The sequence below is a fragment of the Bradyrhizobium guangxiense genome (assembly GCF_004114915.1).
In the GTDB taxonomy this organism is placed as follows: domain Bacteria; phylum Pseudomonadota; class Alphaproteobacteria; order Rhizobiales; family Xanthobacteraceae; genus Bradyrhizobium; species Bradyrhizobium guangxiense.
The window spans coordinates 3332542-3352114 of sequence record NZ_CP022219.1 but is presented as its reverse complement, the minus strand read 5'-3'; the positions used below and the strand labels follow the sequence as shown (position 1 = coordinate 3352114).

Annotated in this window: 20 protein-coding genes; 18 read left to right on the top strand and 2 right to left on the bottom strand. The window is 63.1% G+C overall.

The window, feature by feature from the left end; genetic code table 11:
- Positions 1-17: 17 nt before the first annotated feature.
- The 4 genes from X268_RS15850 to X268_RS15835 are packed head-to-tail and all read left to right on the top strand — an operon-like array spanning position 18 to position 4397.
- Positions 18-797, top strand: coding sequence for a FadR/GntR family transcriptional regulator (locus X268_RS15850; protein ID WP_128925814.1), 780 nt, complete (start codon positions 18-20; stop codon positions 795-797).
- Entirely contained in the window at positions 790-1941 is a 1152-nt protein-coding gene (locus tag X268_RS15845) for an acyl-CoA dehydrogenase family protein (RefSeq protein WP_128925813.1), read from the top strand. Before X268_RS15850 ends, X268_RS15845 begins: the two co-directional genes overlap by 8 nt.
- Before the next feature lies 1 nt (position 1942).
- On the top strand, positions 1943-3175 hold the full coding sequence (locus X268_RS15840; protein WP_128925812.1) for a CaiB/BaiF CoA transferase family protein: 1233 nt from the start codon (positions 1943-1945) through the stop codon (positions 3173-3175).
- The gene (locus X268_RS15835; protein WP_128925811.1) at positions 3168-4397 is read left to right on the top strand and encodes an ABC transporter substrate-binding protein; all 1230 of its coding nucleotides are present in this window, start codon (positions 3168-3170) and stop codon (positions 4395-4397) included. Before X268_RS15840 ends, X268_RS15835 begins: the two co-directional genes overlap by 8 nt.
- Positions 4398-4461: 64 nt before the next feature.
- Here the strand turns inward: X268_RS15835 and X268_RS15830 are convergent, their stop codons facing one another.
- Complete coding sequence (locus X268_RS15830) at positions 4462-5196, bottom strand: GntR family transcriptional regulator (RefSeq protein WP_128925810.1); 735 nt, start codon at positions 5194-5196, stop codon at positions 4462-4464.
- Positions 5197-5461: 265 nt separating this feature from the next.
- On the opposite strand from X268_RS15830, the gene X268_RS15825 reads away from it, so the two are divergent.
- From X268_RS15825 to X268_RS15780, 10 genes are all read left to right on the top strand, one after another.
- Positions 5462-6115 carry a cysteine hydrolase family protein gene (locus X268_RS15825; protein ID WP_164937760.1) on the top strand — a complete coding sequence of 218 codons (654 nt, stop codon included), beginning with the start codon at positions 5462-5464 and terminating at the stop codon, positions 6113-6115.
- 9 nt (positions 6116-6124) lie between these two features.
- On the top strand, positions 6125-6844 hold the full coding sequence (locus X268_RS15820; protein ID WP_128925808.1) for a fumarylacetoacetate hydrolase family protein: 720 nt from the start codon (positions 6125-6127) through the stop codon (positions 6842-6844).
- Between the two features lie 2 nt (positions 6845-6846).
- Entirely contained in the window at positions 6847-7743 is an 897-nt protein-coding gene (locus tag X268_RS15815; RefSeq protein WP_128929281.1) for a polysaccharide deacetylase family protein, read from the top strand.
- Complete coding sequence (locus X268_RS15810; protein WP_128925807.1) at positions 7740-8600, top strand: branched-chain amino acid ABC transporter permease; 861 nt, start codon at positions 7740-7742, stop codon at positions 8598-8600. Before X268_RS15815 ends, X268_RS15810 begins: the two co-directional genes overlap by 4 nt.
- Positions 8601-8677: 77 nt before the next feature.
- Entirely contained in the window at positions 8678-9601 is a 924-nt protein-coding gene (locus X268_RS15805; protein WP_128925806.1) for a branched-chain amino acid ABC transporter permease, read from the top strand.
- A gap of 3 nt (positions 9602-9604) precedes the next feature.
- Positions 9605-10864, top strand: a complete 1260-nt coding sequence (locus tag X268_RS15800; protein WP_128925805.1) for an ABC transporter substrate-binding protein — start codon at positions 9605-9607, stop codon at positions 10862-10864.
- A gap of 58 nt (positions 10865-10922) precedes the next feature.
- A complete protein-coding gene (locus X268_RS15795) occupies positions 10923-11681 on the top strand; it encodes an ABC transporter ATP-binding protein (protein ID WP_128925804.1) in 759 nt (252 codons plus the stop codon).
- The gene (locus X268_RS15790; RefSeq protein ID WP_128925803.1) at positions 11674-12378 is read left to right on the top strand and encodes an ABC transporter ATP-binding protein; all 705 of its coding nucleotides are present in this window, start codon (positions 11674-11676) and stop codon (positions 12376-12378) included. Before X268_RS15795 ends, X268_RS15790 begins: the two co-directional genes overlap by 8 nt.
- An 11-nt stretch (positions 12379-12389) precedes the next feature.
- Positions 12390-13379 (top strand): amidohydrolase family protein, encoded by a 990-nt coding sequence (locus X268_RS15785; protein ID WP_128925802.1) that lies wholly within the window; start codon positions 12390-12392, stop codon positions 13377-13379.
- A 13-nt stretch (positions 13380-13392) separates the two neighbouring features.
- On the top strand, positions 13393-14283 hold the full coding sequence (locus X268_RS15780; protein ID WP_128925801.1) for a polysaccharide deacetylase family protein: 891 nt from the start codon (positions 13393-13395) through the stop codon (positions 14281-14283).
- Positions 14284-14304: 21 nt separating this feature from the next.
- Here the strand turns inward: X268_RS15780 and X268_RS15775 are convergent, their stop codons facing one another.
- A complete protein-coding gene (locus tag X268_RS15775; RefSeq protein ID WP_164937759.1) occupies positions 14305-15087 on the bottom strand; it encodes an alpha/beta fold hydrolase in 783 nt (260 codons plus the stop codon).
- A gap of 129 nt (positions 15088-15216) precedes the next feature.
- On the opposite strand from X268_RS15775, the gene X268_RS15770 reads away from it, so the two are divergent.
- Genes X268_RS15770 through X268_RS15755 form a run of 4 tightly spaced genes read left to right on the top strand, consistent with a single transcriptional unit; the run spans position 15217 to position 19573 of the window.
- Complete coding sequence (locus tag X268_RS15770; protein WP_128925799.1) at positions 15217-15894, top strand: GntR family transcriptional regulator; 678 nt, start codon at positions 15217-15219, stop codon at positions 15892-15894.
- 9 nt (positions 15895-15903) lie between these two features.
- Entirely contained in the window at positions 15904-16773 is an 870-nt protein-coding gene (locus X268_RS15765) for an FAD binding domain-containing protein (RefSeq protein WP_128925798.1), read from the top strand.
- Positions 16770-17249, top strand: a complete 480-nt coding sequence (locus X268_RS15760) for a (2Fe-2S)-binding protein (RefSeq protein WP_128925797.1) — start codon at positions 16770-16772, stop codon at positions 17247-17249. Before X268_RS15765 ends, X268_RS15760 begins: the two co-directional genes overlap by 4 nt.
- On the top strand, positions 17246-19573 hold the full coding sequence (locus X268_RS15755; protein WP_128925796.1) for a xanthine dehydrogenase family protein molybdopterin-binding subunit: 2328 nt from the start codon (positions 17246-17248) through the stop codon (positions 19571-19573). Before X268_RS15760 ends, X268_RS15755 begins: the two co-directional genes overlap by 4 nt.

The window sequence follows — 19573 nt, the reverse complement described above, 5'->3', positions numbered from 1 at the left end:
GCTGGAGCGCGTCCGTCATGGTGGCCTTGCATTGGTCCAATCATTTGAGTATTACATCAGCCATGAACTTCACCACGGTCAAGTCGGCCCGATTGTTCGAGGAAGTCTCGCGGCAGATCGGCGAGCAAATTCAGTCGGGACGGTTCCCGCCCGGCGGGAAACTGCCAAACGAGCGGGAGCTCGCCTCGACCTTCGCGGTCAGTCGGCATGTCGTGCGGGAGGCTCTGCGCTCCCTGGAGTCTCTTGGCCAGATCGAGTTGCGCAAGGGTGCTGCGGGAGGCGCTTTCATTGCGACAAGCGGCCCGCAGCCGCTCACCAAGATCATGCGCGGCATGGTGGCCGTCGGAGGCATCGATCTCGCGCAGCTCACCGAAGCCCGGCTGGCAATCGAATCGGCAGTGATCAAAGCCGCTATCGAAAGGGCAGATGAAGCCGGTCTTGCCGCGCTCGACGGGAATATCGATGAAGCCGAACGTCAAACGCTGGCTGGAGACCTCGCGCTAAAGACGCAGACGAATGTCCACTTCCATATCCTGGTCGCGGAGCTCACGGGCAACCCCATCCTCATCATGATGATGAAGTCATTGATGAGCATCCTCAGCGACTTCATCGCCGAATTTGGCTCCGTCATGGGCGTGGACGTCATCCGGTCGCGCAGACGTTTCATGAAGCACATGCGCGCCGGACATGCCGAGCTCGCGGTAGCCGAGATGGAGCGTCACCTGAAGATCCTGCATCAACACTATCTCGAAGCCGCGAAAAAGGCGCAGAAAAGAAGAGGAAAGCTCGATGGCTGACGCGGAGACTTTGCGATCCATGGTCGATCAGACTCGGCGCTTCGTCCGCGAAGAGCTCATTGCGGCGGAGGAATGGGTCGAAGAACACGACGAAATTCCCGACCATATCGTCGCACGTCTCAAGCAATTCGGCTATTTCGGAATGACGATCCCCGAGCAGTATGGCGGGCTTGGCCTGTCGATGTACGAGGAGGTCGCCGTCGTCTGCGAGATCGGCTACGCCTCGCCTGTATTCCGCTCCTATTTCGGCACCAGCAACGGGGTCGGTACGCTCGGTATCATCATCGATGGTACGGAAGAGCAGCGGAAAAAATATCTTCCGCGCATCGCAACGGGCGATCTTGTCGCCTCGTTCTGCCTTACCGAGCCTGGAGCGGGGTCGGATGCCGCCTCCTTGACAACGCGCGCGATGAGAGATGGCGACAGCTATATCATCAACGGCACGAAGCGCTTCACCACGAATTCGCCCCATGCCGGAATCTTCACCGTGTTCGCGCGGACCGGCTCGAAGGAGCAACGAGCGTCGGGCATTTCGGCGTTCCTGGTCGAGCGGGACACGCCTGGCATTACTATCGGGCCACGCAACAAGAAGATGGGATTTCGCGGAGCGCACACCGCCGACGTCATCTTCGAGGACTGCCGCGTGCCGGCAACCGCTCTCCTGGGCGGCCGGGAAGGTGTCGGCTTCAAGACGGCGATGAAATCTCTGGACCATGCGCGGCTTCACATGTCTGCCGTCGCGACGGGCATGAGTGAGCGCATCATAGATGAGGGGGTGCGCTACGCCTCGCAGCGGGTCCAGTTCGGGTGCGCGATCGCGCAGTTCCAACTGATCCAGGGCATGCTCGCCGACTGTCAGGCAGAGGCGCTGGCATCGAGAGCGATGGTGGAGCGTGTCGCGCACCTGCGCGACGAGGGCAGGGCGGTCACGAAGGAAACGGCCTGCTGCAAATACTTCACGACGGAAGCGCTCGGCCGGATTGCCGATCGCGTGATGCAGATCCACGGTGGGTACGGATACATCAAGGAATATCCGATCGAACGGCTCTACCGCGATGCTCGCCTGTTGCGCATCTACGAAGGAACCAGCCAGATCCAGCAACTCGTCATCGCGCGCGAAATGCTGAAAGAAAGCGCGGCATAGGATGGCGGGTCCGCTCCAGGGCATTCGTGTTCTAGATCTGACGACGGTCGTGATGGGGCCTTATGCCTGTCAGTTGATGGGCGACTACGGCGCCGACGTCATCAAGGTGGAGTCGCCTGACGGCGACGTGATGCGGCTCTCCGGTCCGATGAAGAATCCGGGCATGGGCCACCTCTTCATGTCGACAAACCGCAGCAAGCGGTCCGTTGTCATCGACCTGAAGACGAAGGAAGGACGGAAGCTGCTGCTTCGTCTGGCTGAGCGAGCGGACGTCCTCCTCTACAATATCCGCCCCCAGGCGATGGCGAGGCTGGGGCTGGGGTACGAGGACCTGCGCGCTGTCAATCCGCGGCTGGTCTATGTCGGAGCATTCGGCTTCAGTCAGCGCGGTCCGTATGGGGCGCGCCCAGCCTATGACGATTTGATCCAGGGAATGTCAGGCATCCCATGGCTCTCGCTGAAGGCGGGATCGTCCGAGCCGCGCTATGCCCCCGTGATCCTCGCTGATCGAATTGTCGGCCTGCAGGTCGCTTTTGCGACGATGGCGGCTTTGCGCCATCGCGATCTCAGCGGCGAAGGCCAGCGCGTCGATGTGCCGATGTTCGAGAGCCTTCTGACGATCGTGCTCGGAGAACATCTTGCCGGCGCGATGTTCGAGCCCCGGATTGGCGAGGTCGGTTATCAGCGCAGCCTGGCGCACAACCGTCGTCCACACCGGACGCGTGACGGGTACATCTGCACGCTGGTTTACACCGACAAGCACTGGCGGAGCTTCTTCGCGGCAATCGGGCAGCCGGAGATTTTCGAGAACGACAAGCGGTTCTCCTCGCAAAGCGAGAGGCTCGCGCACATCGACGAAGTCTACGGGGATCTGGCCGGCGTGCTGGCGACCCGTACGACCGAGCAATGGATCGAGCTTCTGACGGAAGCTGACGTCCCGGTGGCGCGCATGAATTCCCTGGATGACGTCTTGAGCGACGAGCACCTGCTCGCGATCGACTATTTCCGAACGGTCGAGCATCCGTCGGAGGGGCCCATCAGGGATATCGCAATTCCGACGGAGTGGTCTGTCTCGTCTCCGGACGTGTCTCGGCACGCGCCGGCATTGGGCGAGCACACGATTGAGGTCCTGAAGGAGGCCGGGTTGGACGCCGAAAGCATCTCAGAGTTGCTCGAAAAGGAAATCATCAGGGCCGGAAAGGCTCGTACTTCCGGGAAGGAACCCCATGGCTAGGCGGCTTGCTTTCGTTACCACCTTATTCGCAGCACTGGCGTGTTTGGCGGCTCTGAGCTGCGCCACGGCCGCGCTGGACGCGAATGGCCCCGTCAAGCTTGCGGTGCTCGACGATATGAGCGGTCCCTACGCAGAAAATTCGGGACAGGGCAACGTGCTGGCAGTTCGGATGGCGATCCAGGATTTTGGTGGTTCGCTGCTGGGCAAGCCCATCGAAATGATGTCGGCTGATCTGCAAAATAAGCCTGACATCGGCATGAACATCGCGCGCAAATGGTTCGATGTGGAGGGTGTCGATGCGATTGTCGGCTTGGGAAGCTCCGCCGCGGCACTTGCCGTCCAAAAGCTCGCTGCCGAGAAGAACAAGATCACGCTAGCGACGACGCCCGCGACCGCTGAACTCACTGGAAAGGCCTGCTCGCCGACCGGCGTTCATTGGGTCTACGATACCTACGCTCTCGGCAAAGGTGCGGCGACCGCAGTGGTCGCCCAAGGTGGGAAGAGCTGGTATTTCATCACGGCCGATTACGCCTTCGGACAGGCGCTGGAGGCAAGCGCTGCAAGTTTCGTAAAATCGCTCGGCGGTACGGTGCTTGGCGCCGTCAGGCATCCACTCAATACGTCCGATTTCAGTTCGTTCTTGTTGCAGGCCCAGAGTTCGCGTGCCCAGATTATTGGTTTAGCGAACGCCGGCAATGATACCATTACCGCCCTGAAGCAAGGTGCCGAGTTCGGCATTCAGCAGAACGGCCAGAAGATCGTCGGCCTCTTGATGCAGGTGACCGAGATTCATTCGTTGGGCCTCAAGGCCTCGAAGGACCTTCAATTTGTGGAAGCTTTTTACTGGGACCAGAACGACGAAACGAGAGAGTTTTCGAGGCGCTTCTGGAAAGAGTATGGGCAGCCGCCGACCCAGGTGCAGGCTGGTACGTACAGCGCCGCCATGCATTACCTGAAATCTGTGAAGGCGGCAGGCACGAAGGACGCAAAGGCCGTCATGGCGAAGATGAAGGAGCTGCCGATCAACGATTTCATGACAAAGGACGGAACCATTCGTGATGATGGGCGCGTGATCAGGAACATGTACCTTCTTGCGACCAAAGATCCGTCCGAGTCGAAGGGCGAGTGGGATCTCATGAAAGTCGTCACGACGATACCCGGCAAGGACGCGTTTCGGCCCTTAGCAGACGGCGAGTGCCCTTTGGTTCAGCGAAGACAATAGCTCGAGAGCGATTGCGCGCTCCACTTGGTCCCATACAACAGAGCCTGATGGCGCCATATTGATGCTAGCGGCGGAGTCGCCGCGCCGTCTTCGTGGCCGCTTGAACTGCAGCCGGAGAGGCGAGGGACCTTATCAGAGATGATTTGACGCTGGCCACATGGTCCCGCATCAGCATCTCGGCGCGCCAGGGCTCGCGCCCGACGATCGCCTCGAAGATGCGATGGTGATCCTCGTGGCGGCGGCGAACGTCCCCTTCTTCGAACGCCACCACATTGCGTGGCGACGAGACCGGCACCTGCTGACACAGATACACCATGTCATTGAGCAGCCTCGAACCGGCAGACGCATGGATCGTGACGTGGAAACACGCATTGATCCGGCTGTACTCGGATCGGTGCTCGTCGGTGATGTGCCCATTACGAAGCAAGTCGTCGCCGTCCCGGAGCGCCTGTTGTAGGGTCCCGATCTCGCCGACGTTAAGCCCGCGCTCGGCGCTCAGTCGTGCCGCAAGGCCCTCCAGCACGGCGCGCACGTCATAGGCGCTGATCACTTCGTCGATTGAGAATTCCCGCAGCGTATAGCCGCGGTTCGGCGTGTAATCGAGCAATCCTTCCGATGCCAGCTTCTGAAGCGCCGCGCGGACGGGTGTGCGTGAGACGCCCAGCAGAGACGTAAGCTTAACTTCGTGCAGGCGTTCGCCCGGTTCAAACTCGCCGGCAAGAATGGCAGCGCGAACCGCCTCGAGCACGGATTCGAACCGGGTGGAGGATGACGTTTCTGAGGCTGGCAGGGCGGCCATACGAAAAGATCCGAAGCTTGTTTGTACACAATCTAGCGAAAGGTCGAAGGCGCGCAAGCTCCGTCGGCCAATCACGGGCGAACACGTTCTTGCACTGCGAGCGGCCCAATTCGGAGCCAGATTGAACAGGGACTGATCGTCCCGTGCACAATATCCAAGCGCAAAATGTATACATTATCTTTGACTCGTCGCAAGAATGTATTGCAGACTGAGGGGAGGCGAGCTTGTCGCTTGCCCAACAATCCGGATGCCAAGGAATGGGCACATGAATCTCGGCGTCGACCACCCTGAGGCTGCGATCATCGCAATTGATCTGCATCGCGGTCACCTGGATATGGACGTCGCGACCATGCCGACATCGCCGGAGATCGCGCAGCGGGTGATCGCGGCTAACAAGCGCCTGTTCGATTGGGCACGTAGCGCCGAGATCCCGGTCATCCACCTGCTGACGCAGTATCGCGATGTCGCCGAAATCGCTTCCAATCCGTTCTGGCGCACGCGCGCGGAAGATCCGAATGCGACTCGCAGGAATGTGCTGCGGCACAACATCGCCGGGATGCCAGGCGTTGCCATCATCCCGGACCTCTATGATGGCGAGCGCGACTTGGTTGTCGACACGAAGAAGCGTTACGATTGTTTTCTCGGCACCGATCTCGATTTCACGCTACGCGCGCACGGCATCAACACGCTGTTGGTGACAGGCGTCAACACCAATTCCTGCGTCCTCGCCACGACGACGGCAGCCAATGTCCGCGACTATGCCGTGATCGTCGTGAAGGATTGCGTCGAGACCATGGATGGTCCGGCGTTGCATGAGGCAGGCCTGCTTTGCATCCGGACCGCATTTGGGTTCGTGCTCGACAGCGGTGAAGTTCAGCAACTCGGCCTGCGTGGCCCGGCCACGAAAAGCGCCGCATAGGAATTCGCGATGACGCCCTCGCTGCACGTTCCGGATCTTCCAGTCCCCGTCATCGCGACCGCATCGCTTCCGGTGGCGGGGGCATCGGTGCGCTTTCCGGTGCGGCGGATCTATTGCGTCGGCCGGAACTATGTCGAGCATATTCGCGAGATGAAGGAAGGTGACGAGCGAGACCCGCCATTCTTCTTCCAGAAGCCTTCGGATGCGCTCGTTGAGGATGGAGCGGTCGTGCCTTACCCAGCCGATACCGAGGATTTCCAGTTCGAGATCGAGCTCGTGGTCGCTCTCGGCGCCGGCGGTCGTAACCTGTCGCGCGACAGCGCGCTGGCGAGCGTTTATGGGTACGCGGTCGGGATCGACCTCACGCGTCGCGACCGGCAACGCGAAATGCGCGCGAAGATGCTGCCCTGGGAACGGGGCAAATCGTTCGATGCGTCGGCACCCTGCGGAGCCATTCATCCTGTTGCCGAAGTGGGGCATCCCGCGCGCGGTGCCATCACGCTCGACGTCAACGGGCGCGAACGGCAGCGCGGCGATCTTTCGCAGATGATCTGGAACGTGGCTGAGATCATCGCCAATCTGTCGTCGTCCTATCGCCTTGCGCCTGGTGACCTCGTGATGACGGGCACCCCTGCGGGCGTCGGGCCTCTGTTGCCCGGCGATCAGGTCACCGGAGCTGTCGAGGGCGTCGGCACAATTGCCATCACCATTGGAGCGCGCGAGACGTGAACATGCTGCCAACCGACCGTCTGGCCTATTCGTCGATCGCGGACCGCCCGCGGCTGGTGCTTCCGGATGCTGCGCGCGTCGCCGTCTGGGTGATCGTCAATGTGGAGGAGTGGGACCCGAAAGAGACAATGCCACGAACGGTGCTGACACCGCCGGCCGGCGGTGCGCCGATGCCCGACATCCCGAACTGGGCCTGGCACGAATACGGCAATCGCGTCGGATTCTGGCGCATGCTGGAGGTGCTGGACGGATTCGGTATCAAGGCGGCTCTCGCCATCAACGGCAAGGCGATCGGCACGTATGAGCCGATCGCGAAGGCGGCGCACGAGCGGGGGGGGGAATTCATCGGTCACGGGTTCGGCCAGAAGAACATGCAGAAAGTCGCGGACGAGCGCGAGGACATTCGCAAGACGCGCGACGCGATCCGCGCCTTCACCAGCAAGAATCCGCGCGGCTGGCTGGGGCCTGGGCTCACCGAGACCTGGGAGACGCCGGACATCCTGGTCGAGGAAGGGTTCGAGTACGTTTGTGACTGGGTGCTCGACGACGAGCCGGTGGTCCTGAAGACCCGCACGAAGCCGATCGTGAACGTGCCCTATACCCAGGAATGCAACGACGTGGCGATGATGCTGATCCAGCATCACAAGGCGTCGGAATACCAGGACCGCGCGATCGACCAGTTCGACCAGATCTATGCCGATGCCAAGAACTCGTCCCGTATCATGGCGCTGGTGGTCCATCCTTACATCATGGGAGCGCCGCACCGGCTCAAACATTTCGCGGCCGCCATCGAGCATATCAAGCGTCATCCCGACGTGACGTTCTGGACCGGAGAGCAGATCTACGATTGGTACCTGTCGCAACGTCCGAACGCACTGAAGGATCAAGCTCCAGAATGATGGGGATCAATCTCTTTCAGATCCTGAACGGCCTGACCTTCGCGGCGCTGATCTTCATCGTCGCGTCCGGTTTCACCTTGATTTTCGGCTTGTTGCGTATCGTCAATCTCGCTCACGGAGCGCTCTATCTGGTCGGCGGCCTCGCCGGTTATTCGGCGGCAAAAGCCAGCGGAAGTTTCGTGGTGGGAGCGTTGGCTGCAATGGCGCTGGTAGCAGCGCTCGGGGCGGTGCTCGACCGTGGCTTGCTGAGCTTCGTGCGCGGGGTCGAATTGCGCCAGGTGCTCCTCACACTCGGCGTCGCCTTCCTTCTCAACGACATCTCGCTCGTGATCTGGGGCGGAGACACGTTCTCGGTGCCGGTCCCGGAGGCCCTGAGAGGCGCCATGTGGATCGGCGGGGGGATGTATCCGAAGTATCGCATCTTCGTTCTAATTCTCGGTCTGCTGGTGTTCGCCGCGCTGTGGCTGCTCCTCAACAAGACGCGGCTCGGCGCCTTGATCCGCGCAGGTGTCGATGATCCCGAGATGGTCGAAGCCATGGGTATCAACATCCAGCGGGTCTTCCTGGGTACATTCATGCTCGGGGCGGCTTTGGCAGGCCTCGGCGGGGGGGTCGGTGGTGCCTTCCTGACACTTTACCCGAGTGCCGACGCCGAGATCCTGGTGTTCTCGCTCGCGGTCGTCATCATCGGCGGACGCGGTAGCCTCGTGGGCGCTGCCCTCGGCGCATTGTTGGTTGGCCTGTTGAATGCGATCGGGCAGGTGATGTTTCCGGAACTCGCCTACTTCGTCATTTTCGGGCCGATGGCGGTGCTGTTGGCATTCCGGCCACTGGGCCTGTTCGGGAGGGCGGCGTGAGATCGGCTCCGTTGTCCCCGGCTGCATCGGCGCCGGCTCCCTCGCTCCGCCGGCCTCGCGCTATTGGCTGGATCGCGATGGTCCTGCTCGCCCTCGCGGTCCTGCCTGCCTTCTTGCCCAGTTACCAGGTCTCCGTCATCACGCAGGTCCTGATCTTCAGCGTCTTGGCGATGTCGATCGACATTCTCGCAGGGTTTGCGGGACGCACCTCGCTCGGTCACGGCGCGATTTTCGGCGTCTCAAGTTATGTCGCGATCTACTGGACATCGACGCTTGGCGGCGACATCTGGATCGGCATCGCCCTCGGCATTCTGGCGGCGACGGCGCTTGCCGGCGTGTTCGCGGCGCTCGCCATCCGCACATCAGGCGTCTATTTCCTGTTGCTGACGCTGGCGCTGGGCATGATCGTGTGGGGCGTCTGCTTGCGCTGGACCGCGGTCACCGGCGGTGAAAACGGACTGCGCGGCGTCGGCCGTCCCGTCTTCATCGCAGACCATGCCAGCTTCTACTACGCTGTGCTGATCGTTGTCGCGCCGCTGACCTGGCTGATGTGGCGGCTGGTCCACTCGCCGTTCGGGCTGACCCTGCGGGGTATCCGCGATTCCGAGAGCCGTATGCGGAGCCTCGGCTACAACGTTCCGCTTCATTTGTTCGTGGCCTTCGTGCTGTCCGGCTTCTTCGCGGGTGTCGCCGGAGGCCTCTATGTCTTGTTCAACAATTTCGTCAGCCCCTCGACGGTGCAATTGTCGCAGTCGGTCTCGGCTCTGCTGATGGCCATCACCGGGGGCGTCGGCACCTTGCTCGGGTCCTTTGTCGGAGCTGCCGCCATCATCGTGCTCGAAAACGCCGTCAGTGCCTATACCGCGCGGTGGCCCAGCGTGCTCGGGATCGCCTTCGTGCTCATCATGATCTTCGCGCCGGAAGGCGTGGTCGGCCGTGCGCGCCTTCTGCTCGCACGCCGGCGTTTCCGTTCCTCAAAACCAAATCATTCCGGAGGGTAGACGATGGACCGCAGACGCTTTCTGAAAACAACCGGCTTGACGCTCGCAGCCGGCACCGGTGTTCTATCCGCCCCCTTCGTGGCGCGCGCCCAGGCAGCGCCGATCCGTATCGGTCTGATGGCGCCGCAGACCGGTGTCGTCGCAGCCGGCGGCCGTGAGATCATCGACGGCTTCTCGCTATTCTGGGAGGGCGCAGGCAACCAGGCGGGCGGCCGCAAGGTCGAGATCATCGTCGAAGACGACGCTTCCAACCCAGACACGGCGCTGCAGAAGGCGCGACGCCTCGTCGAGCAGGCCAAGGTGGATATGCTCTTCGGCAATCTTCTGGCCAACACCGGCCTTGCCGTTGCCAACTACGTCAAGGGCAACGGGACGCCGTATTTCATTCCGGTGATCGCGGCCGACGATCTCACCCAGCGCGCCAGGATCAAGAACGTTATCCGCGCCGGTGGCTACAGCGCCAGCCAGTTCTCGCGGCCTCTCGCTGATTGGGCGCTGAAGCAGGGCTACCGCAAGGTCGCGATGATATCGCAAGACTACACGTTCGGCCACGAGCAGTGCGGCGGCTTCGCACAGACGTTCACGGAAGGCGGCGGCACGGTCGTCGGCCAGTTCTGGCATCCGCTGAACACGTCCGATTTCAGTCCCTATCTTGGTCAGGTGGCGGGTGTGAAAGCTGACGTCGTGTTCGCGATGCAGACCGGCGCAGATGCGACGCGCCTGATCCAGCAATATGCAAGCTTCGGCCTGAAGGATCAGATACCGCTGCTGGGATCGCAGAACGCGACCGACCAGTCCGTGATCCGGACGATGGGTGCCGAGTGCGAGGGGATCGTCACCTCCGCCCATTTCGCCGAGGGCGCCGACCTGCCGGCCACCCAGGCGTTCGTGAAAACCTACTCGGGCAAGTTCAGCAAGATCCCGTCGCTCTACGCCTTTTCGCATTATGTCGGCGCGATGTGGGTGGCCAAGGCGATTAACGCGATCAACGGCAAGGTGGAAGACCGTGATGTCTTCCTCGACACCGTGCTCAAGACAGACCTTCCCGACAGCCCGCTCGGCAAGCCGGTCCGCTTCGATGATTACGGCAACCCAGTTTACGACGTCGTCATCCGCAAGACCATGAAGAACAAAGACGGCAAATTCTGGAATGTCCCGATTGGTGGCTATCCGCAGGTGTCCCAGTTCTGGAAGTATGACCCCGCGACCTACATGAAGCAGCCGTCCTATTCGCGGGATTTCCAGGGCATCAAGAAGGCCTGAGACCATCAAGGCGGCCGGCTTGCCGGCCGCCACATTCTGCCAATCGACGAGAAAGCGCGTGCCGGACACCATCCTCAAGCTTGATCACGTCGGCGTCTCCTTCGATGCGTTGAAGGCGGTTGACGACGTGACCCTGCGGGTCGGGCGTGGCGAGCGGCGAGCCATCATCGGCCCCAACGGCGCCGGCAAGACCACGCTGTTCAACGCCATCACAGGCGTGGTGCCGCCGACCTCCGGCCGCGTCGAATTCGATGGCCGCGACATCACGAGGATGCCGCCGCACCGCCGAGCCGCTTGCGGCATCAGTCGCACCTTCCAGATCACCAATCTGTTTCCGAGTCTGACGGTCGAGCAGAACATGCAGCTCGCGCTTTGCGGCCTGACGCCGCGCAAATTCTCGCTGCTTGGTTCGGGCGGCTTGACTGATGCCGAACGCGGCCAGGCCGACCGCGCCCTCGGCTTGTCGCGTCTCGGCCAACGTGCAGGATCGCTGGTCAGCGAATTGTCCTATGGCGAGCAACGCCAGCTCGAGATGGCGATGGCGCTGGCGCCTAGTCCCCGGCTGCTCCTGCTCGATGAGCCCGCTGCGGGCCTGTCGCCGGCCGAGCGCGTCATCGTTGCCGACGTCATCCGTAGTCTGCCGGCGGAGATCACCATCGTCCTGATCGAGCACGATATGGACCTGGTGCTCTCCCTGGTGGACTGGGTGACCTGCCTCAACAACGGCCGGTTCCTGGCCGAGGGGGCACCGGCAGAGATCCGCGGCAACGCCGACATCCAGGACGTCTATCTCGGCAAGGCACACCGTCATGCTTGAGATCCGCGATCTTCACAGCTTCTATGGCGAGGCCCATGTGGTGCAGGGCGCCTCGCTCACGGTGCGCGACCGCGAGGTTGTCGCGCTGCTCGGTCGTAACGGCATGGGCAAGACCAGCCTGATCCGCTCGGTGATGGGCTTGTCGGCGCCCCAGGTGCGCCGGGGCAGCGTCGCGTGGAAGGGCGAGGTCCTGACCGGGATGAAATCGCACGAGATCGCCGGGCGCAAGATCGCGCTGGTTCCGCAGGGGCGGCGGCTCTTTCCGTCGCTCACAGTGACCGAACATCTCACCATGATTAAATCCGCCCGCGCGCACAACGGCTGGACCGTCGATCGCGTCATGGAGCTGTTCCCGCGGCTGGCCGAGCGGCGCCAGCACCGGGGCAACCAGCTCTCCGGCGGCGAGCGACAGATGCTGGCCGTGGCGCGCGCGCTGATGATCGACCCTGAGCTCATCCTGATGGACGAGCCCTCCGAAGGACTGGCGCCGGTCATGGTCCAGCATCTGGAAGGCATCATCGCGCGGCTGAAGGAGGCGGGTCTGGCGATTCTGCTGGTCGAGCAGAACCTCTACAGCGCGCTTGCGGTCGCAGACCGCGTCTATGTCATCGAGACCGGCAAGATCGTCCACGAGGCGGATGCGTCGGCTCTGGTCGATAACCCACAATCGCTCATACGCTTCCTCGGCGTGCACTGAGGCCCGACTGCATGAAGATCGATATCCACAGCCACGTGATTCCGGACCGCATCGTCAGCGCCATCGCCGCCGATCCCAAGCGCTTCCGCGCGCGCGTCGAAGGCGAAGGGCCTGCGCGGAAGATCATTCATGACCAGGGCTACGTCTATCCCTTGTTCGAGGAGTTTCGCCAGACCGAGGCTAAGCTTGCTGCCATGGACCGCAAGGGCATCGACATGTCCGTGATCTCGCCGGCCCCGCCGATGTTCTATTATTGGGCCGATGCCGATCTGGCGCTCGAAGTCGCCGGCCTGGTCAATGATGGCGTGGCGGACATGGTCGGCGTCAAGCCCGCCCGATTGCGGGGGATGGCGACTGTGCCGATGCAGCATCCGGATGCCGCCGTCGCCGAGCTCGAGCGCGTCGTTCGTGCCTACGAGTTCAAGGCCGTGGAGATCGGCACCTCGATCGAGGGCGCGCAGCTCGCCGAGGAGCGTTTTCGTCCGCTGCTGCGCCGCGCCAGCGAGCTCAACGTCTTCGTCTTTGCGCATCCCTATTATGTTGGCGCCAAGAGCGGGCTCGAGAACTACTATCTCACCAATCTGATCGGCAACCCGCTGGACACCACGGTGATGCTGGCCAATCTCATGTTCTCCGGCCGGCTCGATGAACTGCCCGACCTGAAGCTCGTCCTGGCGCATGGCGGCGGCTTCGCGCCTTACCAGATCGGACGGCTCGTGCACGGACACGCGGTGCGCAGCGAAGCCAATGGCATCAGCAAATCCTCGCCCAAGGACCTGCTCAAGCGGATCTATTTCGACAGCCTGGTTTTCGAGCCGAAGGCGCTGCGTTACCTGATCGATCTCGTCGGCGCAGATCACGTCTGCATCGGAACCGATGCGCCCTTCGACATGGCCGACGTCGACCCAGGTGCGACGATCGAGGCGGTGCCGGCGATCACCCCGTTTGAGCGTCAGTGCATCTGCTGCGGCACGGCGCTGAAGCTGCTGTGCGAAGGTTAAGAGGGAGGAAGAGATGTCAGAGCCCGTCGGCAACAGCCTCCGCAATCGGCTGCCCTATGTCCCGATTCATCGCAGGCCGCCGCTAAAGCTCCCCAACGATGCGCGGGTGGCGGTGTGGACCATCGTCAATGTCGAGAACTGGAGTCCGAACGGCGCGATGCCTCGCGCAGTGCTGCCGCCGCCGATGGGACAGCCGCTGCTGCCCGACGTCCCCAACTGGGCCTGGCACGAATATGGGATGCGTGTCGGCTTCTGGCGTTTCCTGGACGCGCTGGGCAGCCGGAATCTGAAGGCGACGTTTGCGCTCAACGGCTCCGTCTGCGAGCTTTATCCCGAAGCTTGCGAGGCGGCGCGGGACGCGGGATGGGATTTCATGGGTCACGGCTTCGTGCAGAAGCCGATGCACAAGGTCGAGGACCAGAAGGCGGCGATCGCCGACACGATCGCGGCGATCACGAAATTCACCGGCAGGCCGCCCCGCGGCTGGGAAAGCCCTGGACTCACCGAGACCGACGAGACGCTCGATCTGCTCGCCGAAGCCGGCATCGAATATGTCGCCGATTGGGTGCTGGACGAGCAGCCGGTCCCCCTGAAGACGCGCCACGGCGACATCATCTCCGTTCCCTATACGGTCGAAATCAATGACGTCGTCATAAGCGCGGTCCAGCAGCAGCCCTCGGACGAAATCCTGCGCCGTGGCCGGGATCAATTCGACCGGCTTTATCTCGATGGCGCCAAGGCGCCGCGCGTCATGGCCATTTCCATCCACCCCTATCTGACGGGTGTGCCGCACCGGATCAAATATCTCGAGATGCTTTACGACTACATTCTCGGCCACGACGGCGTCGTGATGTGGACCGGGGCCGAGATCCTCGATTGGTACCGTGCGCAGGTGCCGGCTTAGGCCGGCGATGCAGCAAGCGTATCAGGTCAGGAAATCTTCGATGGCGCGGATGAACGCCTCCGGCTGCTCCAGCGGGGGGCAGTGCCCGCATCCCGGCAATTCACGATAGGACGCGCCGGGGATCTTCTCCGCCAGCAGCCGGCAGAGGGAAGGCGGGGTAGCGGCGTCGAGCTCTCCGCACACGACGCGGGTGGGTTTGCTGATCGCGCCGAGTTGCGGCGTCAGGTCCGCAGTCATCAAGCTGCGACAAGCCGCGATGAAGCCCTGGGGATCGATGCCGAGCAATACGCGGCGCCGCTCGTCGACGGCGCCGGGATGCGCAGAAAGATAGGCCTCGTGGAAGACGCGGTTGGCCGAGATCGTCGCAACCGAACCGATGCCTTCGTTCTCCACCTTGGCCGCCATCACTTCGAAGGCCTTGCGGCCTTCCGGCGGAAAGCCGGCAGCGACGTCCGAGAGGATGAGCTTGCCGAACTTGTCGCCGTGCCGCAGCGCCATCGCGACCGCAACCGTGCCGCCGAACCCGTTGCCGACCACCACGGTCTGTTCGGACAAGCCCTGTGGCGTGAAGACCTGGGCGAGATGATCAGCGTAGCCCTCGATTCCCGCGGGGATGCAGGCAGAGCCGTGGAAGCCGGGCAGGTTCAGGAGGGTGACGCGAAAACGCTGCGTGAGCCAGGGCAGGACGGGATCAAAGGCGGTTCGGTCAGCCAGAAGCGAATGAATAACCAGCAGATCGGGGCCCGAACCGGCCTGAACCGCCGTCAGGCGACCTGCCGCGAAGATGACTGGCTTGGGCTTCACGTGCAACTCCTGGAATATTATGGAAGATAACAACGGGCAAACGTTGCCCACGATCTAGCCCATTCGGCAGCAGACTGAAAGTAATTTCAGTGGCTTGCCAAGAAGGGCGAGCCGCTTATAATATATCAGATGAACGAAATTCCTTACCACCTGATGCGCTCCGACATCTACGGCGTTCTTCGCCGGGAGCTGTTGAGTTGCGCTATCCGCCCCGGCGCCGAGATCAAGGACGCTGAGATCGCGGAGCGTTTCGCGGTGTCCCGTTCGCCGGTCCGGGACGCGTTGCTGCGGCTGGAGGCCGAGGGGCTCGTGGTCATCAGCCCGCGCAAGGGCTATCGGGCCGCGCCGATCTCGATTGCGGACGCGCGCGATCTGTTCGAATTCCGTGCCATCCTCGAACCTGCTTGCGCGGCGAGCGTGGCATCAGAGGCTACCGACGAGGCCCTGCGGGGCCTGGAGCGCTTCCGCTCCATGAGCGGGTTCGCTGCGGGGACTTCGGACGCCGAGCCGACATTCGTGCAATACAACCGCGAATTTCATCTGGCGATCGCGGGTCTGTGCACGAACCAGCGGATGCGAGAGGCGGCCATCGACCTGATCGAGCAGTTCGACCGTCTCGTCATCGTCAGCATCAGCAGCGGCGGGGGCGGAGGCCAGCAGGAGGCGCTGATCGCCGAGCATTGCGAGATCATTACGGCGCTGCAGGCGCGCGATGGCAAGCGGGCAGGGCGCATTCTGGCGCGCCATGCGGGCCGTGCGCGCAAGCGTGTGTTGTCGGCGCTCTCGCGCTCGCCCATCGTGCCCTAGGGAGCAGCGATGAAAGCGCCTCCTTTCACCTATCACGATCCGCGCAGTCGCGATGATCTGGTCGGCTTGCTCGCAGAGCTCGAGAACGCCAAGCTGCTGGCGGGTGGTCAGTCGCTGGTGCCGATGTTGAATTTCCGTGTGGTCGCCCCAGACCACCTGATCGACATCAACCGCATTCCAGATCTTGCCGGCATTCGTGTTTCCGCCGATGACGTCGTGCTCGGGGCCATGACGCGGCAATGCGATCTGCAGGCATCCCCGGACCTTGCCGCAACGGCACCTATCATTCGCCGGGCGCTGGCCCATGTTGGTCACTTCCAGACCCGTTCACGCGGCACGATCGGAGGAAGCTGCTGCCATCTGGATCCGGCCGCGGAATTGCCGGCCCTCTGCGCGCTGTTCGACGCCGAGTTCGACGTCGCGGGTCCGAACGGCGCACGCGTCGTGAAGGTCGCCGACTGGTTCAAGGGCTATCTCGAATCCGCGCTGGGAGAACGGGAATATCTGCAGTCCATTAGGCTGCGCCGCTGGCCGGCCGGACATGGCTATGGTTTCAGTGAATACGCGCGCAGGCGCGGCGATTTCGCCATCGCCGGTGCGGGCGCGCTGCTCGATTTTGCCGAAGATGCACGCATCCGGCGCGCTGCGATTGTCGTGTTCGGTGTCGAGCCCGCGCCGGTCAGGTTGGTTGAAGCCGAGCGGATGCTGGTGGGGCAGACATTCAGCGAAGCACTGCTGGCCGAAGTCGCCGCCCTGGCGAGCGCGCTCGATGCGATGGCCGACGTGCATGTCTCCGCCGCCTATCGGCGACATCTCGCCGGCGTCGTGATCCGACGCGCGCTCACCGAAGCCTCGCGCATGGGGGTGGCAAAGCGATGAGCGCCCGCAAGATCAACCTGACCGTCAACGGTCGAGCCGTCGAAGCCGAGGTCGAGGCCCGTGTCAACCTGGCCGATTTTCTTCGCCAGACCCTCGCCCTCACCGGTACGCATCTCGGCTGCGAACATGGCGTGTGCGGCGCCTGCACGGTCATCGTGGATGGGCGGCCCGCGCGCGCCTGTCTGATGCTCGCCGTTCAAGCCGATGGCGCGAAGGTGGAAACCGTCGAGAGTCTGGGAACGCCGGAGGCACTATCGGAACTGCAGCTGGCCTTCCGCGATCGTCACGCGCTGCAATGTGGCTTCTGCACGCCGGGCATGCTGATGACGATCGAGGCCCTTCTGCGCGTCGAAGCTGCGCCGACGCGCGAGCAGATCAGGGACGTGCTGTCGGGCAATCTCTGTCGCTGCACCGGTTACCAGGCCATCGTCGATGCGGCGCTTGATGCAGCCGAAGCGCGCAGGGGGACGCGATGAGCACACGCTATTTCGGTGCCGCCGTTCCGCGTCTCGAAGATCCCCGGCTTCTCACAGGCAAGGGGACCTATGTCGACGACATCGTCCTGCCCGGCATGCTTCATGCCGCCTTCCTGCGTTCGTCGGTTGCGCACGGCCGCATTCGACGTGTTGATGCGACGGCTGCGTTGTCGATGCCGGGCGTGCGTGCGGTCTATACGATGGCCGATCTGGGCGGTTTTGGCGCCCGGCCCATGCCGGCAATGGCGCCTCATCCACTGTTAAAGACCCCAATCACCTGCAGCCCGCTTGCGAGTGACGAGGTCTGCTATGTCGGTGAGGCGATCGCGATGGTTCTCGCCGACAGCCGCGCCGAGGCCGAGGACGCGCTGGGCGCGATCGAGCTCGACATCGAGCATCTTCCGGTCGTCGCAGATGCGCGCCAAGGCGTTGCCGCCGGCGCGCCGCGGGCCCATTCGGGCCGGGACAGCAACGTGATCGCCACGCTGCGCGGGTCCCATGGCGATGTCGACGCGGTCTTCGCCGCCGCAGCGCATCGGTTCAGCGAAACGTTCGAAATCCATCGCGGAGGCTGCCACTCCATGGAATGTCGCGGCGTTGTCGCGGCGCCGGAGCCGCGATCGGGCGAGTTGTCGCTCTGGACGTCTTCACAATCGCCCTACATGGTGCGGCGGCATCTGGCGACGTATCTCGGGCGCGATGAAGCCGATATTCGCGTCACGGCGCCGGATGTCGGCGGCGGATTCGGCCCCAAGGCCAATGTCTATCCGGAAGAATTCGCCGTCGCGCTTGCCGCGCTCGCCTGCGGCCATCCGGTCAAGTGGATCGAGGACCGGCAAGAGCACTTCCTTGCGACCACCCAGCAGCGCGACCAGTTTTGGTCGCTGGAGGTCGCCTGCGATGCGGCTGGCCGCATGCTGGGCGTGCGCGGACGCTGCATTCACGACAACGGCGCCTATGCGCCTTATGGCCTCATTCTGCCCGCCACCGCGCTGGCGTCCTTTCCGGGCCCTTATGCCTTGGCGGCGTTCGATCTGTCGATCGACGTCGTGCTGACCAATCTGGTGCCGACGTCGCCTGTGCGCGGCGCGGGCCGCCCCAACGCCGCCTTCGTGCTCGAGCGCCTTGCCGATACCATCGCCCGACGTTTGAATCTGCCGCGCGAGGAGGTTCGCCGCCGCAGTTTTGTCCGCGCCGAGCAGATGCCCTATGTCACGGGCGGAAAGATGCGTGACGGCTCACCGGTGGCCTATGACAGCGGAGATTATGCGAAGGCGTTGTCGCTGGTGCTCGAGAAGATCGACGCCGCCGGATTTGCGCGGCGGCGCGCCGAGGCCGCGGCTCGCGGGCGTTTGCTTGGATTTGGTCTTGCGTCCTGCGTCGAGGATACCGGCCTTGGACCGTTCGAGGGCGCCTCGGTCCGCGTCACGCCGGCCGGTAAGGTCGTGGTCACGACGGGTGCTGCGAGCCAGGGCCAGGGGCACGCGACGACGCTGGCCCAGATCGCCGCCGATGCGCTCGGCGTCGATCTATCCCAGGTGACCGTCAAGGCCGCCGATAGCCGCGTCTTTCCGCTCGGAATCTCCACGATTGCAAGCCGTGTCGCCGTCACAGCGGGGTCCTCGGTCGAGATCGCTGCCCGCAAGGTACGCGACAAGGCGATCAAGATCGCCGCGCACATGTTGGAAGCGGGTGAGCACGATCTGGAGCTCGAGAACGGGCAGGTTCGCGTGGTCGGCGTGCCCGACATGAACGTGGCGTTATCGACCATCGCACGGATTCTGTCCGGCTCCGCCGGTGTGCCGATCCCTGCCGGCGTCGAGCCGGACCTGGCCGCGACCGGTTATTTCGAGGCGAACCAGCTCGCCTTCGCCTATGGGTCCCAGGCCTGCGAAGTCGAAATCGATCCTGAAACCGGTGATTGCCGGATCACCCGCTACGTGGTCGCGCATGATTGCGGACGATTGATCAATCCGATGATCGTCGATGGCCAGATCAGGGGCGGGGTCGTGCACGGCATCGGCAACGCCTTGTTCGAGCATATGCGGCACGACGAGGCGGGACAGCCGTTGACCGCGACCTTTGCGGATTACCTTCTGCCGGGCGCCGCCGAGATGCCCGATATTGAGATCCATCACATCGAGACGCCGTCGCCGCGCAATCCGATCGGGGCCAAGGGCGCCGGCGAGGGCGGCACGATACCCGCGGCGGCCTGCGTGATCTCGGCCATTCAAGATGCGCTCGGGCCAACGGCGCCCTTCGTCACAATGCATCCGGTCTCACCGGAGCAGATCGTGGAATGGATCGACCAAACCAGAAAATAA

Bases quoted from the DNA above. Each gene is read 5' to 3' on its own strand.
- X268_RS15850 (WP_128925814.1), top strand. From the start codon at position 18: ATGGTGGCCTTGCATTGGTCCAATCATTTGAGTATTACATCAGCCATG.
- X268_RS15845 (WP_128925813.1), top strand. From the start codon at position 790: ATGGCTGACGCGGAGACTTTGCGATCCATGGTCGATCAGACTCGGCGC.
- X268_RS15840 (WP_128925812.1), top strand. From the start codon at position 1,943: ATGGCGGGTCCGCTCCAGGGCATTCGTGTTCTAGATCTGACGACGGTC.
- X268_RS15835 (WP_128925811.1), top strand. From the start codon at position 3,168: ATGGCTAGGCGGCTTGCTTTCGTTACCACCTTATTCGCAGCACTGGCG.
- X268_RS15830 (WP_128925810.1), bottom strand. From the start codon at position 5,196: ATGGCCGCCCTGCCAGCCTCAGAAACGTCATCCTCCACCCGGTTCGAA.
- X268_RS15825 (WP_164937760.1), top strand. From the start codon at position 5,462: ATGAATCTCGGCGTCGACCACCCTGAGGCTGCGATCATCGCAATTGAT.
- X268_RS15820 (WP_128925808.1), top strand. From the start codon at position 6,125: ATGACGCCCTCGCTGCACGTTCCGGATCTTCCAGTCCCCGTCATCGCG.
- X268_RS15815 (WP_128929281.1), top strand. From the start codon at position 6,847: ATGCTGCCAACCGACCGTCTGGCCTATTCGTCGATCGCGGACCGCCCG.
- X268_RS15810 (WP_128925807.1), top strand. From the start codon at position 7,740: ATGATGGGGATCAATCTCTTTCAGATCCTGAACGGCCTGACCTTCGCG.
- X268_RS15805 (WP_128925806.1), top strand. From the start codon at position 8,678: ATGGTCCTGCTCGCCCTCGCGGTCCTGCCTGCCTTCTTGCCCAGTTAC.
- X268_RS15800 (WP_128925805.1), top strand. From the start codon at position 9,605: ATGGACCGCAGACGCTTTCTGAAAACAACCGGCTTGACGCTCGCAGCC.
- X268_RS15790 (WP_128925803.1), top strand. From the start codon at position 11,674: ATGCTTGAGATCCGCGATCTTCACAGCTTCTATGGCGAGGCCCATGTG.
- X268_RS15785 (WP_128925802.1), top strand. From the start codon at position 12,390: ATGAAGATCGATATCCACAGCCACGTGATTCCGGACCGCATCGTCAGC.
- X268_RS15780 (WP_128925801.1), top strand. From the start codon at position 13,393: ATGTCAGAGCCCGTCGGCAACAGCCTCCGCAATCGGCTGCCCTATGTC.
- X268_RS15770 (WP_128925799.1), top strand. From the start codon at position 15,217: ATGAACGAAATTCCTTACCACCTGATGCGCTCCGACATCTACGGCGTT.
- X268_RS15765 (WP_128925798.1), top strand. From the start codon at position 15,904: ATGAAAGCGCCTCCTTTCACCTATCACGATCCGCGCAGTCGCGATGAT.
- X268_RS15760 (WP_128925797.1), top strand. From the start codon at position 16,770: ATGAGCGCCCGCAAGATCAACCTGACCGTCAACGGTCGAGCCGTCGAA.
- X268_RS15755 (WP_128925796.1), top strand. From the start codon at position 17,246: ATGAGCACACGCTATTTCGGTGCCGCCGTTCCGCGTCTCGAAGATCCC.